This window comes from Nitrosomonas ureae, assembly GCF_001455205.1.
Taxonomy (GTDB): Bacteria; Pseudomonadota; Gammaproteobacteria; order Burkholderiales; family Nitrosomonadaceae; genus Nitrosomonas; species Nitrosomonas ureae.
The window spans coordinates 1,455,700-1,468,834 of record NZ_CP013341.1; the positions used below are offsets into that span (position 1 = coordinate 1,455,700).

14 protein-coding genes and 1 tRNA gene are annotated in these 13,135 nt (G+C 41.5%); all 15 read left to right on the plus strand.

Going from position 1 to position 13,135, the window contains the following annotated elements; translation table 11 throughout:
* Positions 1 to 88: 88 nt before the first annotated feature.
* The 15 genes from cycA (at position 89) to nuoG (ending at position 13,130) form a co-directional block, all read left to right on the plus strand.
* On the plus strand, positions 89 to 811 hold the full coding sequence (gene cycA, locus ATY38_RS06655; protein ID WP_062557487.1) for a cytochrome c-550 CycA: 723 nt from the start codon (positions 89 to 91) through the stop codon (positions 809 to 811).
* Entirely contained in the window at positions 811 to 1,494 is a 684-nt protein-coding gene (locus ATY38_RS06660) for a NapC/NirT family cytochrome c (RefSeq protein WP_062558620.1), read from the plus strand. Before cycA ends, ATY38_RS06660 begins: the two co-directional genes overlap by 1 nt.
* Before the next feature lie 287 nt (positions 1,495 to 1,781).
* Positions 1,782 to 2,714 (plus strand): phosphate ABC transporter permease subunit PstC, encoded by a 933-nt coding sequence (pstC, locus tag ATY38_RS06665; RefSeq protein ID WP_062558621.1) that lies wholly within the window; start codon positions 1,782 to 1,784, stop codon positions 2,712 to 2,714.
* Positions 2,715 to 2,793: 79 nt separating this feature from the next.
* A complete protein-coding gene (pstA, locus tag ATY38_RS06670; RefSeq protein ID WP_062558622.1) occupies positions 2,794 to 3,720 on the plus strand; it encodes a phosphate ABC transporter permease PstA in 927 nt (308 codons plus the stop codon).
* A gap of 1 nt (position 3,721) precedes the next feature.
* On the plus strand, positions 3,722 to 4,516 hold the full coding sequence (gene pstB / locus ATY38_RS06675; protein ID WP_107786128.1) for a phosphate ABC transporter ATP-binding protein PstB: 795 nt from the start codon (positions 3,722 to 3,724) through the stop codon (positions 4,514 to 4,516).
* Between the two features lie 243 nt (positions 4,517 to 4,759).
* Positions 4,760 to 5,515, plus strand: a complete 756-nt coding sequence (gene tpiA, locus ATY38_RS06680) for a triose-phosphate isomerase (RefSeq protein WP_062558623.1) — start codon at positions 4,760 to 4,762, stop codon at positions 5,513 to 5,515.
* A gap of 18 nt (positions 5,516 to 5,533) precedes the next feature.
* On the plus strand, positions 5,534 to 5,920 hold the full coding sequence (gene secG / locus ATY38_RS06685) for a preprotein translocase subunit SecG (RefSeq protein WP_062557486.1): 387 nt from the start codon (positions 5,534 to 5,536) through the stop codon (positions 5,918 to 5,920).
* 58 nt (positions 5,921 to 5,978) lie between these two features.
* Positions 5,979 to 6,063 (plus strand) — tRNA-Leu (locus tag ATY38_RS06690).
* A 46-nt stretch (positions 6,064 to 6,109) separates the two neighbouring features.
* A complete protein-coding gene (locus ATY38_RS06695; protein WP_062558624.1) occupies positions 6,110 to 6,466 on the plus strand; it encodes an NADH-quinone oxidoreductase subunit A in 357 nt (118 codons plus the stop codon).
* A gap of 4 nt (positions 6,467 to 6,470) precedes the next feature.
* A complete protein-coding gene (locus tag ATY38_RS06700) occupies positions 6,471 to 6,947 on the plus strand; it encodes a NuoB/complex I 20 kDa subunit family protein (RefSeq protein ID WP_013648486.1) in 477 nt (158 codons plus the stop codon).
* 12 nt (positions 6,948 to 6,959) lie between these two features.
* Positions 6,960 to 7,580: an NADH-quinone oxidoreductase subunit C gene (locus ATY38_RS06705; RefSeq protein ID WP_062558625.1), complete on the plus strand. Its 621-nt coding sequence runs from the start codon at positions 6,960 to 6,962 to the stop codon at positions 7,578 to 7,580.
* Positions 7,581 to 7,633: 53 nt separating this feature from the next.
* Positions 7,634 to 8,887 (plus strand): NADH-quinone oxidoreductase subunit D, encoded by a 1,254-nt coding sequence (locus ATY38_RS06710; protein ID WP_062558626.1) that lies wholly within the window; start codon positions 7,634 to 7,636, stop codon positions 8,885 to 8,887.
* Between the two features lie 2 nt (positions 8,888 to 8,889).
* Positions 8,890 to 9,366, plus strand: a complete 477-nt coding sequence (gene nuoE, locus ATY38_RS06715; RefSeq protein WP_062558627.1) for an NADH-quinone oxidoreductase subunit NuoE — start codon at positions 8,890 to 8,892, stop codon at positions 9,364 to 9,366.
* Positions 9,363 to 10,640, plus strand: a complete 1,278-nt coding sequence (nuoF, locus tag ATY38_RS06720) for an NADH-quinone oxidoreductase subunit NuoF (protein ID WP_062558628.1) — start codon at positions 9,363 to 9,365, stop codon at positions 10,638 to 10,640. The genes nuoE and nuoF overlap by 4 nt, the downstream gene beginning before the upstream one ends.
* Before the next feature lie 69 nt (positions 10,641 to 10,709).
* Complete coding sequence (gene nuoG / locus ATY38_RS06725) at positions 10,710 to 13,130, plus strand: NADH-quinone oxidoreductase subunit NuoG (protein WP_062558629.1); 2,421 nt, start codon at positions 10,710 to 10,712, stop codon at positions 13,128 to 13,130.
* Positions 13,131 to 13,135 lie beyond the last annotated feature (5 nt).

The window sequence follows — 13,135 nt, forward strand, 5'->3', positions numbered from 1 at the left end:
AGCGGACACATAATCATTTACACAAAACGATGATAGCGTACAATACGAACCCATAAAATTTGAATTAAAAAAGTATAAAGGAGGAGAGATGAAACACGCGATAACCCATATATTGGCCATACTGGCGATGACTGCATTTTTCTCGGGCACAGTGTTGGCGGCGGATTTTGAAGGTCGTACGAAATGTAGTTCATGTCACAAATCGCAAGCTAAATCATGGAATGACACGGCGCATGCCAAAGCGATGGAATCGTTAAAACCGGGCACACGCAAGGAAGCTAAGATAAAAGCGAAGCTGGATCCGGATAAGGACTACACGCAAGACAAGGACTGTGTAGGCTGTCATGTTGATGGATGGGGCAAGAAAGGTGGCTATACGGTAGAAACACCGAAGAAGCCGCTAGCGGCAGTTGGTTGTGAATCCTGTCATGGACCTGGGAAGAGCTATCGGGGAGATCACCGTAAGGGAGGTCAGGCCTTTGAAAGCAAAGGCACTACCATGCAACGCAAAGTATTGGCAGACAAAGGGCAAGACTTTCATTTTGAAGAAGCTTGCAGTGCTTGTCATTTAAACTACGAAGGTTCGCCATGGAAAGGTGCGAAAGCTCCCTATACGCCATTTACTCCGGAAGTTGACGCGAAATACACATTTGATTTTGACAAGATGGTGAAGGATGTCAAAGCGATGCATGAGCATTACAAGCTTGATGGTACATTCGTAGGGGAACCCAAGTTCAAGTTTCATGATGAATTTCAAGCGAATGCCAAAGAGAAAGTGGCAGATAAAAAAGATAAAAAAGGAAAAGACTGATGAGCGGCTTACAGAAAGGTGCGATAGGGACACTACTGACAGGCGGGTTATTGGGGATATTGCTGGTAGCGGTGGTATTTGGAGGAGAAGCGGCGCTATCTACCGAAGAATTCTGCACCAGCTGTCACTCGATGACATATACGCAGACGGAACTCAAGGAATCGACTCATTATGGGGCACTAGGGGTGAATCCTGGCTGTAAGGACTGTCATATACCGCAAGGATTCAAGAATTTTCATTTAGCGTTATATACGCATGCGGTAGATGGTGCGAGAGAGCTTTATTTGGAATTGGTTAATGATTATTCGACGTTGGAGAAGTTTAATGAGCGTCGGCTGATTATGGCGCATGATGCGCGGATGAATTTGAAGAAATGGGACAGTGTAACATGCCGTGACTGTCATAGAGATCCGAATCCGCCTGGAGCGGATGCCCAGGAAGCGCATAAGAAGATGAAAACGGAAGGAGCGACGTGTATAGACTGTCATCAGAATCTGGTGCATGAGGAAGCGCCGATGACGGATCTGAATGCGAGTTTGGCTGCGGGCAAGATGGTGTTGAAGCCGGACGAAGATGAAGAAGATGAAGACGACGAAGAAGATGAGGAAGAAGACGAGGATAGTGCTAGTGAGGTAACCGCAAGCGAAGAGGATGATGATGAAGAGGATGACGATGACGAATAATTCCCTTCACGCTTAAGAGGTCATAGGTGCCAAAGCTTTGGAGATGGCATATCTCCAGAGGAGAGGTAGGATATAAAAATTGTCTCAAAAAGAAATAATCGTTATTTGATAATTATTATTAATACTCAGAAAGTAATAGTCTTGTGTGAAGTAATTCGGTATTAATAAGAATCGTTTTGAAGTAGATCAGCATTAATCATAGATTAGTGCTGATTAATAGTTGAATTTTGTTCATCAGTTAACAACTCTCTTACTATAATGCTTCAATTTATAGAAGGGCTTTTACTGTGGCAGAAGAGTCACAAAATAAATTGGTTTATGCTGGAAAACTTGGATATAGCTTTCGTCGGCATTTGCATGAAAGATTTATAGAAACTTTTTTATTCTTGTCAGCAATTCTTTCGGTTGCAATTATGCTTGCAATCATTGTGATGCTTGTGAAGGAGTCGGTAGTTTTTTTTCGGCAAGTATCTATCTGGGATTTTTTAACGGATACGCAGTGGACACCGTTATTTGATGATGCTCATTATGGAATACTACCGCTAATCTCTGGAACGATAGTAAGTTCTTTGATTGCGTTGCTGGTTGCACTTCCTATGGGTACCATAATTGCCATATATCTTTCTGAGTTTGCACCATTTTCTGTGCGTGAAATTGCAAAACCTTCCCTCGAATTATTGGGTGGTGTGCCGACAGTTGTCTACGGATATTTTGCACTATTATTTGTAACCCCATTGTTGCAAATTATTTTCCCGGAATTGCCAGGTTTTAATTTACTATCCGCTGGATTGGTAATGGGAATAATGATCATTCCATATGTAAGTTCAATGACTGAAGATGCTATGCGCGCGGTTCCAATGAATCTGCGTGAAGGTTCTTACGCTATGGGCGCTACACGTTTTCAGACATCTATTCGCGTAGTTATGCCGGCAGCGTTTTCTGGTATAGCCGCTGCATATATTTTAGGCATATCGCGTGCTGTTGGTGAAACAATGGTAGTGGCAATTGCCGCTGGAATGCAGCCGAATTTGACATGGAATCCAATGGAACCTGCGGCAACAATTACAGCTTATATTGTTCAAGTAAGTTTAGGAGATTTGCCGCATGGAAGTATCGGTTACCAGACTATATTCGCTGCTGGCTTGACTTTACTGTTAATAACACTCGTATTTAATATCATTGGACATTTGTTGCGGAAACGATATCGCGAGATTTATTGATGAATTGGAGACAATTTTGATTATTAGCGTTTTGTTGCGATAGATAATTTCTTAAGATGTTTGCTAGTGGAAGCATACAATGAGAAGCGGGAAAAGCCTCGAAGAAATTAGAAGAATCATCAGCCTGCATAAAAGATGGGACTTGATTTTTATGATCACTGGCATTATTGCGTTAATGATCGCGATAATGACTTTTGTGGCCTTATTTGCACATATGTTGATCGATGGTTTGCCACGCTTATCTTGGGAGTTTTTTACATCATTTCCATCACGTCGCCCAGAGTCTGCCGGCATCTTATCTGCTTGGGTTGGTACTACTTTGGTTATGCTCGTAACGGCAGTAGCAGCGGTGCCATTGGGAATAGGGTCAGGCATATATTTGGAAGAATACGCCCCCCGGAATTTGTTGACCGAGATCATTGAGATAAATGTCACCAACTTGGCGGGTGTTCCTTCAATTATATATGGTTTGCTTGCATTGGGATTGTTTGTGTATCAATTAGGCTTTGGGCAGAGTATCTTGGCAGCTGGATTAGCTTTAGCGTTATTGATTCTGCCGGTTGTTATTGTGGCTACACGCGAGGCGATACGATCAATTCCCATTACCATACGAGAAGGAGCCTATGCATTGGGCGCAACCAAGTGGCAAACAGTTTCGGATCATTTATTGCCATACTCAGCTGCAGGAATTCTAACAGGAATTATTATTGGTTTGGCCCGAGCAATTGGTGAAACTGCTCCAATTATTACGATTGGAGCATTGACGTTTATTGCTTTTTTACCCCCATCTCCAGTAAAAAATGAATTTCCATTTATATCTTTTGAGTGGCTCACGGCTCCTTTTACAGTGATGCCAATACAAATGTTTAACTGGGTGTCACGACCAGAGGAAGCTTTTCAGTTGAATGCGGCTGCAGCAGGCTTGGTTTTAGTCATTATGACTCTTGCCATGAATGGGTTGGCAATTTATTTACGCTACAGAATGCGGAAAAACATTAAATGGTAAAATGATGCATATATCGAAAGAAATTGCAGAGTCTGCTCAATATAAATCTGAAGTAAGGAACCTCAGCTTTTACTATGGAGAATTTAATGCGCTTAAGAATATTGATATGGTGTTGCACGATAAAAAAATTACAGCACTGATTGGTCCATCTGGATGTGGTAAGTCGACATTCTTGAGATGCTTTAATCGTATGCATGATTTGTATCCAGGTAATCGTTATGACGGCGAAATAATTTTGTACCCTGATGATGTAAATATTTTAGCCTCGAATGTTGATCCGATTGAAGTACGGATGAGGATAAGTATGGTGTTCCAAAAGCCAAATCCATTTCCTAAATCAATTTATGAGAATGTAGCTTATGGATTGCGTGTAAGAGGGATTAAACAGCGAGCAATTCTAGATGAAAAAATAGAGATAGCTTTACGCAATTCGGCGTTATGGGATGAAGTCAAAGATCGTTTACACGATCTAGCTTTTAACCTCTCAGGAGGGCAGCAGCAGAGACTTTGTATTGCTCGTGCTTTAGCAACAGATCCGGAGATCTTGCTATTTGACGAACCAACCTCTGCACTTGATCCAATAGCGACGGCTAGTATTGAAGAATTAATTACCGACTTAAAGACTAAAGTTACTATACTCATTGTTACTCACAATATGCAGCAAGCAGCGAGAGTGTCGGATTACACTGCTTATATGTATTTAGGCGAGTTAATTGAGTTTAATGTAACAGATACAATATTTATTAAACCTAAAAATAAGCAAACCGAAGATTATATTACTGGTCGTTTTGGTTAATGAATAGCAATTGTTTAAATAAGCAATCGAGTTTTTTAGTTTCTTGCAGGTTTAATCTCTTCTTCGGAGATGATTTTTCTATCTAGGTTGTACCTGCAACAGTAGTTTATTTTGTCACGCATCGGATAAAAATCTACATAATGCATGGAATAATTATATGAGTGGCGCCGATGCTGTGTAATTGACTTGATAAAGAATCAAGGGTAGCATCGCCCATTTCGGAAAGTCGGAGCCAGAAGCAAAATGCGTAAAAAGATGGTTGTTGGTAACTGGAAGATGCACGGTAATTTGTTAGAGAATAAACAGCTACTTGATGCGGTAATCTCTAGTTTAGACGGATTGCACGAAGATCTTATCGCCGTTTGTGTGCCTTACCTCTATCTGCCGTCTGTACAAAACCAATTGCAGAGTTCGAGTATAGCTTGGGGCGCTCAGAACGTGAGTCAATATGAAAAGGGTGCGTACACAGGAGAAGTTTCAGCATCAATGTTGAGTGATTTTCGGTGTCAATATGTTATTGTAGGGCATTCGGAAAGAAGAATGCTATTTGGTGAAAACAATAATGTGGTTGCAGAAAAATTTGTGGCAGCTCAAAACGCCGGAATAATTCCAATTTTATGCGTTGGAGAGACATTGGAGCAACGTGAAGCTTACAATACTGAGCAAGTCATTGAGCAACAATTAAAGTCGGTCATTAATTTGGCAGGAATCGAGTCACTAAACAAGGCCGTTATTGCTTATGAGCCGGTCTGGGCCATTGGAACAGGTATAACTGCATCGCCAGAACAAGCGCAAGATGTACATACATTTATTAGGGAAGGCTTAGCTAAGCAGAATTCGAATGTGGCAAATCAAGTGATTATTCTCTACGGCGGGAGCGTTAAAGGCAGTAATGCATCTGAGCTATTTGCTATGCCAGATATTGATGGTGGTTTAATAGGTGGCGCTTCGCTTATTGCAAATGATTTTATAACAATTTGTCGCGCATTACGTCATTAAATTTTTTGGAGTATAACGTTGGAAATCTTGGTTTGGGCTGCGCATGTTTCGCTAGCGATCGTATTAATAGTTTTGGTATTATTGCAGCATGGTAAAGGCGCAGATATGGGGGCTGCATTTGGTAGTGGTTCAGCAGGTAGTTTGTTTGGAGCGAGTGGTTCAGCTACTTTCTTAAGTCGTGCTACAAGCTTTGTTGCAGCAATGTTTTTTGTCACGAGCTTGAGCTTAACCTATTTCTCGATGAATCAAACTTCGGGGGGAAGTGTAATGGGTAGTATCATGGATGGTTTGGACGAGACTGGGAGTGCTGCAGGGACAGAAGTGAATGAATCATCGACTTCTGGACTTGATGACAATATGTTTGAAGATGATGGCAGCTCAATAGTTAACAAAATACCTGAGTAACACTTCGACAATAGAATTAGTATAGAAGCTTAGTGATAAGATAAAGCATGGTTTTGCCGCCGACGTGGTGGAATTGGTAGACACGCCGTCTTGAGGGGGCGGTGGCGAAAGCTGTGCGAGTTCGAGTCTCGCCGTCGGCACCATGTGCAGTAGTTGATTCTCCTTTAAACTATAACGTATAAATTTAAGATGCTTGAGAACTATTTTCCGATACTATTATTTCTTATTGTTGGTTTTCTGGTAGGAGTTGTACCCATGCTTTGTGGATGGCTACTTGCGCCGAACAATCCAGATAGTGAAAAGCTTTCACCTTATGAGTGCGGATTTGAGGCTTTTGAAGATGCGCGGATGAAGTTTGATGTGCGCTACTATTTGGTAGCAATATTGTTTATCTTATTTGATCTAGAAATTGCGTTTCTTTTTCCATGGGCGATTGTACTAGATGAAATTGGATTGTTTGGATTTCTAGCAATGATGATTTTTCTAAGCATCTTGGTGGTGGGATTTATTTACGAATGGATGAAAGGTGCGTTAGAGTGGGATTAATGTTATGGGTATAGAAGGAACGCTTGAAAAGGGTTTTATTACTACTAGTCTGGATTCGATTATTAATTGGGGGCGAACCGGCTCTATGTGGCCAATGACCTTTGGGTTGGCATGTTGTGCGGTCGAAATGATGGAAACAGGAGCTTCTCGTTATGATCTTGATCGTTTTGGAATAGTATTTCGTCCAAGCCCACGTCAATCGGATGTTATGATTGTTGCCGGAACGTTATGTAACAAAATGGCACCTGCTTTACGTAAGGTCTATGATCAAATGGCTGAGCCCCGATGGGTAATATCTATGGGATCATGCGCGAACGGGGGCGGGTATTACCATTATTCTTACTCGGTAGTTCGTGGGTGTGATCGTATAGTGCCGGTTGATATTTATGTGCCTGGTTGCCCACCGACCGCGGAAGCTTTGTTGTATGGCATCATTCAGCTACAGAATAAGATTAACCGTACTAACACAATCGCGCGCTAAATTTTAATTAGTATGTCTACTATTCAACAAGAAACTCTTGCTGCAATATTGCGGAGATTGCTGCAGAATAAATTAATTAATCTGCAAATGCAGCGAGGTGAATTAACCATCGTAGTAAATGCCGAGGATATTCTGGGAGTCAGTAAAGTATTGCGTGATGACACGGCACTTATGTTTGATACTTTGATCGATTTGTGCGGGATTGATTTTTTAACTTATGGTGATGATCTGTCAGTTAAATATGACTTGAAAGATAGACGTTTTGCAGTAATTTATCATTTGCTATCGATCGAGCGAAATCAAAGGCTGCGCGTCCGAGTTTTAGCAGAGAATAATGAATTTCCTGTCGTACACTCAGTTACAGAAGTATGGCCTGCTGCTAATTGGTTTGAGCGTGAGGCATTTGATCTCTATGGTATTGTCTTTGCCGATCACCCGGATTTGCGTCGTATATTGACTGATTATGGGTTTATCGGGAATCCTTTTCGTAAGGATTTTCCGATAACTGGGCATGTTGAGATGCGATATGATGAACAACAGAGACGTGTTATTTATCAACCTGTTAGTATTGAGCCGCGAGAGATAACACCGCTCGTGATACGTGAGGAATACTATGGGGATAGTGAGTCCTGAGGATCTCACCTTGAATTGTGTTTTTTAAAGAGTTTTCAAGCAAAAAGTAACTTATGGCTGAAATACGTAATTACACTTTGAATTTCGGACCGCAGCACCCGGCAGCTCACGGTGTGCTTCGGTTGGTTCTGGAATTAGACGGAGAAGTTGTTCGGCGTGCAGATCCGCATATTGGTTTGTTGCATCGTGCGACTGAGAAATTGGCAGAAAATAAAACATATATCCAATCAGTCCCTTATATGGATCGGTTAGACTATGTTTCCATGATGGTCAACGAGCATGCTTATGTGATGGCCATAGAGAAGTTGTTGCAAATTGAAGTGCCCATTAGAGCGCAATATATCCGCGTAATGTTTGATGAAATTACTCGTATTCTAAACCATTTGCTTTGGATTGGTGCACATGCGCTTGATGTTGGTGCTATGACGATGTTTTTGTATGCTTTTCGCGAAAGAGAAGATTTGATGGATTGCTATGAGGCAGTATCAGGTGCTCGAATGCATGCTGCTTATTATCGTCCTGGCGGGGTGTACCGCGATTTGCCAGATTCCATGCCTAAGTACCAGTCTTCAAAAATACATAGCGAAAAACAGACTCGTGTACGGAATGAAAATAGAGAAGGTTCTTTATTAGATTTTATTGAGGATTTTACCAATCGCTTTCCAATTTATGTCGATGAATATGAGACTTTGTTGACGGATAATAGGATCTGGAAGCAGCGTTTGGTTGATATTGGTGTTGTCTCTCCTGAGCGTGCTAAAGCATTAGGATTTACTGGTCCAATGTTGCGCGGATCTGGTGTGGAATGGGATTTAAGGAAGAAACAACCTTATGAGGTTTACGATCGTCTTGATTTCGACATACCTATTGGCGTAAATGGCGATTGTTATGATCGATATTTGATACGTATGGAAGAGTTTCGTCAATCAAATCGCATTATTAAGCAATGTGTCGATTGGTTGCGTAAGAACCCAGGTCCGATTATTACTGATAATCATAAAGTTGCACCGCCATCTCGAGTCGAGATGAAGCAAAATATGGAAGAAATGATTCATCATTTTAAGTTGTTTACAGAGGGTTTTCATGTGCCTCCGGGTGAGGCTTATGTTGCGGTTGAGCATCCCAAAGGTGAATTCGGTATATATCTGGTATCTAATGGCGCCAATAAACCATATCGACTGAAAATACGCGCGCCCGGTTTTGCGCATTTGGCTGCCTTAGATGAAATGTCCAGAGGGCACATGATTTCAGATGTAGTCGCAATTATTGGTACGCAAGATATAGTATTTGGTGAGATAGATAGATAACAATGTTAAGTGCTGAATCTCTTAAAAGAATAGATCGTGAGATCGCTAAATATCCGGTCGACCGGAAACAATCAGCTGTTATGTCAGCACTCGCAATCGCGCAAGAAGAAAAAGGCTGGTTAGCCAATGAGACAATGAATTTTGTCGCTGAATATTTGGGTATGCCGCCAATCGCGGTTTATGAGGTAGCCACTTTTTATAATATGTACAATCTGGAGCCAGCAGGTAAGTACAAAATAACGATATGTACAAATTTACCTTGTGCTTTATCGGGTAGTAATGACAGTGCAAAATATATAAAACAAAAATTAGGCATTGAATTCAATCAAACAACACCAGATGGGAAATTTACCCTAAAAGAGGGAGAGTGTTTTGGAGCCTGTGGAGATGCGCCGGTCTTGTTGGTGAATAATAAACGTATGTGTAGTTTTATGTCTGAAGAAATGATCGATAGATTGCTGGAGGAACTGGGCGAATGAATCAGTATCCACAGACTTTAATGAATGGGGTTGATCCATCTGATTCTCAGAATTGGCGGCTTAGAAGCTATGAGAAACGCGAAGGATATGCGGCTCTAAAGAAAATATTAATAAAAAAAATAACTCCTGAAGAAGTTATTGAGGAAGTTAAGAAGTCAGCACTGCGTGGTCGTGGTGGAGCAGGGTTCCCTACAGGATTGAAATGGAGCTTCATGCCTAAAGGCTATGAAGGCGATAAGTATATAGTCTGCAATTCAGATGAAGGAGAACCGGGAACTTTTAAGGATCGTGATATTTTACGATATAACCCTCATATACTGATCGAGGGTATGGTAATAGCAGCGTATGCGATGGGCGTAAAAGCGGGTTATAACTACATCCATGGAGAGATATGGGAAACATACGAACGGATGGAAGAGGCCGTGGAAGAAGCTCGAGCAGCTGGTTATCTCGGAAATAATATTCTAGGTTCAGCATTTAGCTTTCAACTGTATAATCATCATGGATATGGCGCCTATATCTGCGGAGAAGAGACGGCATTATTAGAGTCAATAGAGGGCAAGAAAGGTCAACCGCGCTTTAAGCCGCCTTTTCCTGCTAATTACGGTCTTTATGGAAAGCCGACTACTATTAATAATACTGAGACATTTGCTTCAGTTCCTTGGATAATTCGTAACAGTGGGGAGAAGTATCTTCAGCTTGGCAAACCCAATAATGGTGGTACAAAAATATTTTCAGTATCGGGCCATGTCAATAAGCCAGGAAATTATGAAATACCACTCGGTACATCCTTTGCAAAATTATTGGAATTGGCTGGTGGCATGCGCGGCGGAAGAAAATTGAAAGGATGTATACCCGGCGGATCATCAATGCCGGTATTGCCTGGCGATATCATGATGCAAACAGATATGGATTACGATTCCATCGCTAAAGCAGGATCAATGCTTGGTTCAGGTGCTGTTATCATCATGGATGAGACGACTTGTATGGTAAGAGCACTGGAACGCCTGTCCTATTTTTACTATGAAGAATCTTGCGGACAATGCACGCCTTGCCGAGAGGGGACTGGTTGGCTTTATCGTATTGTCAATCGCATTGAGCATGGTAAGGGTCGATCTGAAGATCTTGATCTTCTAGATAATATTGCTGACAACATACAGGGACGGACTATTTGCGCCTTGGGCGATGCTGCAGCCATGCCTGTCCGGGCGATGCTTCAACATTTTCGTGACGAGTTTGCTTACCATATAGAACATAAAAAATGCATGATCTAATTATTAGTAATTTAATAATTCAGAGCGCGTCAATTTAATTATTCGTGATTAACACAAGAATTTTAACCGATGGTCAATATAGAAATCGACGGTAAGCAAGTATCTGTACCCAAAGGGAGCACCATTATGGATGGTGCAAAGCAAGTTGGTATATACATTCCACATTTCTGCTATCACAAAAAATTATCTATTGCAGCTAATTGTCGTATGTGTTTGGTGCAAGTAGAAAAAGCACCAAAGCCGTTGCCCGCTTGTGCAACACCAGTAATGGATGGAATGAAGGTATATACGCATTCTCAGCAAGCCGTGACTGCGCAAAAAGGTGTAATGGAGTTCTTGCTAATTAATCATCCACTAGATTGTCCTATTTGTGACCAAGGCGGTGAGTGCCAACTACAAGATTTGGCTGTGGGGTATGGTTCGAGCGGATCAAGGTACTCCGAGGCGAAGCGAGTGGTTGTTAACAAGAATTTGGGACCATTGATATCAACAGATATGACGCGATGTATACACTGCACGCGCTGTGTTCGGTTTGGTCAGGAAATCGCCGGGATTATGGAGCTTGGTATGGCTGGACGTGGCGAGCATTCGGAAATACTTGCGTTTGTCGGTAAAACAGTCGATTCTGAATTGTCGGGCAACGTGATTGATCTTTGCCCTGTTGGCGCATTGGTCAGTAAACCATTTCGTTATTCGGCTCGTACATGGGAGTTATCTCGCAGAAAATCAATTAGTCCGCATTGTGGCTTAGGGTCGAATCTTGTTGTTCAAGTTAAACAAAATCGTGTGATGCGGGTGCTTCCTCGAGACAATGAGGAAATTAATGAATGTTGGTTATCTGATAAAGATCGATTTTCTTATGAAGGGTTGAATTCTGAAGACAGATTAATACACCCCATGATCAAACGTGATGGTGAATGGTTTCAGTGTGATTGGCAAGAAGCACTGGAATTTACAGCCAAGACTCTTGAGGCAATAAAACATCAATATGGTGCAAATAAAATTGCTGCATTAGGATCTGCGCATAGCACTATGGAAGAGCTTTATTTGTTGCAAAAATTATTGCGAAGCTTGGGGAGTAACAATATTGATCATCGCCTACGTCAATCCGACTTTAGTGCAGACAAGAAAATGCAGGGTATTCCATGGTTGGGTACTAGCATTGCAGATATTTCGCAACTAAAGTCAGTTTTAATTATCGGCAGTACGCTGCGTAAAGATCATCCCCTTATAGCGCAGCGCTTGCGACAGGCTGTTAAGAATGGCATGAAAATGAATATTGTAAATCCAGTAGATGATGATCTGTTAGTTGATGTTGCAAACAAAATAATCGTTGCTCCGAGCTTAATGGTCAGAACTTTGGCTGAGATTACAAAAGCTGTGGTTGAAATAAAAGGAATAGAGCAAACGGATGAGTTGAAACGAATCCTTAATTCGTTAGATGTTCCGAGCACAACTGATACTGCTATTGCATCTAGCTTGATTGAAAGCACACCGGCTGCAATTTATTTGGGTAATATCGCGCAACACCACCCTGATTATGCGAAGTTAAATTGGCTTGCCGGATTGATTGCTAAAATAAGTGGTGCAAGTTATGGCGTATTGGGTGAGGCTGCCAATAGTGTAGGTGCTTATCTTGCCGGTGCCATACCGGAAATTAACTCCACAACTACAGCATTCTCAGTTTTTGAAAGATCGGATCATATAGAATCTGGATTGAATGCTGCTCAAATGTTTGGATTCGACAATGAGCGAATAGCCGAAAGATGCAGTGCTTTTATATTAATGAATACAGAACCGGAATATGATTCTTATAATTCGCAACAAGCAGTAGAAACAATTAAAACAAGTAAGTTCGTGGTGTCATTGAGTGCTTACCAAGGAAATGCTAAAGATTATGCAGATGTATTACTGCCAGTTACGCCATTTACTGAAACATCAGGAACCTATGTTAATACAGAAGGCAGGGTGCAGAGTTTTAATGGAGTAGTTTCGCCATTAGGTGAAGCTAGACCTGCATGGAAGGTATTGCGTGTATTAGCTAATTTGCTAGAGCTGGAAAAATTCGAATATGAAACAACAGAGCAAATACGTGCGGAGATTTTTCCTAATGGGTTCGAGATTAGCCGGTATTTGAATAATAGTTTAGAAACCTTTGAGGTAGCCATTTCGATAGTTGAGAAAGAAGGTATCGAGCGTATTGGGGAAGTGCCGATTTATCAAGCAGACCCGATTGTTCGTAGGGCTGAATCTCTACAGGTTACACACGATGCTGAATCGCCCAAGGTCTGGATGACGGGTGGAATGTTGGAAAAATTAGGTATTGTCGTAGGTGATAAAATAAAAATTAAGCAAGGAGAAGGGCTTGTGCAGCTTGAAGCTGGATTAGATGAAAAATTGCCGTCTAATTGTGTTCGTATCGCATGTGCACATCCTAAAACAGTCGCACTAGGCGCTTTGTTTGGTGAAGTAAAAATAGAGAAACTGTGATGTCA

What these genes read in the sequence shown, in the direction of transcription:
- ATY38_RS06700 (WP_013648486.1), top strand. Translation starts at nt 6,471, where the DNA reads ATGGGTATAGAAGGAACGCTTGAAAAGGGTTTTATTACTACTAGTCTG.
- ATY38_RS06710 (WP_062558626.1), top strand. Translation starts at nt 7,634, where the DNA reads ATGGCTGAAATACGTAATTACACTTTGAATTTCGGACCGCAGCACCCG.
- ATY38_RS06695 (WP_062558624.1), top strand. Translation starts at nt 6,110, where the DNA reads ATGCTTGAGAACTATTTTCCGATACTATTATTTCTTATTGTTGGTTTT.
- nuoG (WP_062558629.1), top strand. Translation starts at nt 10,710, where the DNA reads ATGGTCAATATAGAAATCGACGGTAAGCAAGTATCTGTACCCAAAGGG.
- tpiA (WP_062558623.1), top strand. Translation starts at nt 4,760, where the DNA reads ATGCGTAAAAAGATGGTTGTTGGTAACTGGAAGATGCACGGTAATTTG.
- ATY38_RS06660 (WP_062558620.1), top strand. Translation starts at nt 811, where the DNA reads ATGAGCGGCTTACAGAAAGGTGCGATAGGGACACTACTGACAGGCGGG.
- nuoE (WP_062558627.1), top strand. Translation starts at nt 8,890, where the DNA reads ATGTTAAGTGCTGAATCTCTTAAAAGAATAGATCGTGAGATCGCTAAA.
- nuoF (WP_062558628.1), top strand. Translation starts at nt 9,363, where the DNA reads ATGAATCAGTATCCACAGACTTTAATGAATGGGGTTGATCCATCTGAT.
- cycA (WP_062557487.1), top strand. Translation starts at nt 89, where the DNA reads ATGAAACACGCGATAACCCATATATTGGCCATACTGGCGATGACTGCA.
- pstA (WP_062558622.1), top strand. Translation starts at nt 2,794, where the DNA reads ATGAGAAGCGGGAAAAGCCTCGAAGAAATTAGAAGAATCATCAGCCTG.
- ATY38_RS06705 (WP_062558625.1), top strand. Translation starts at nt 6,960, where the DNA reads ATGTCTACTATTCAACAAGAAACTCTTGCTGCAATATTGCGGAGATTG.
- pstB (WP_107786128.1), top strand. Translation starts at nt 3,722, where the DNA reads ATGATGCATATATCGAAAGAAATTGCAGAGTCTGCTCAATATAAATCT.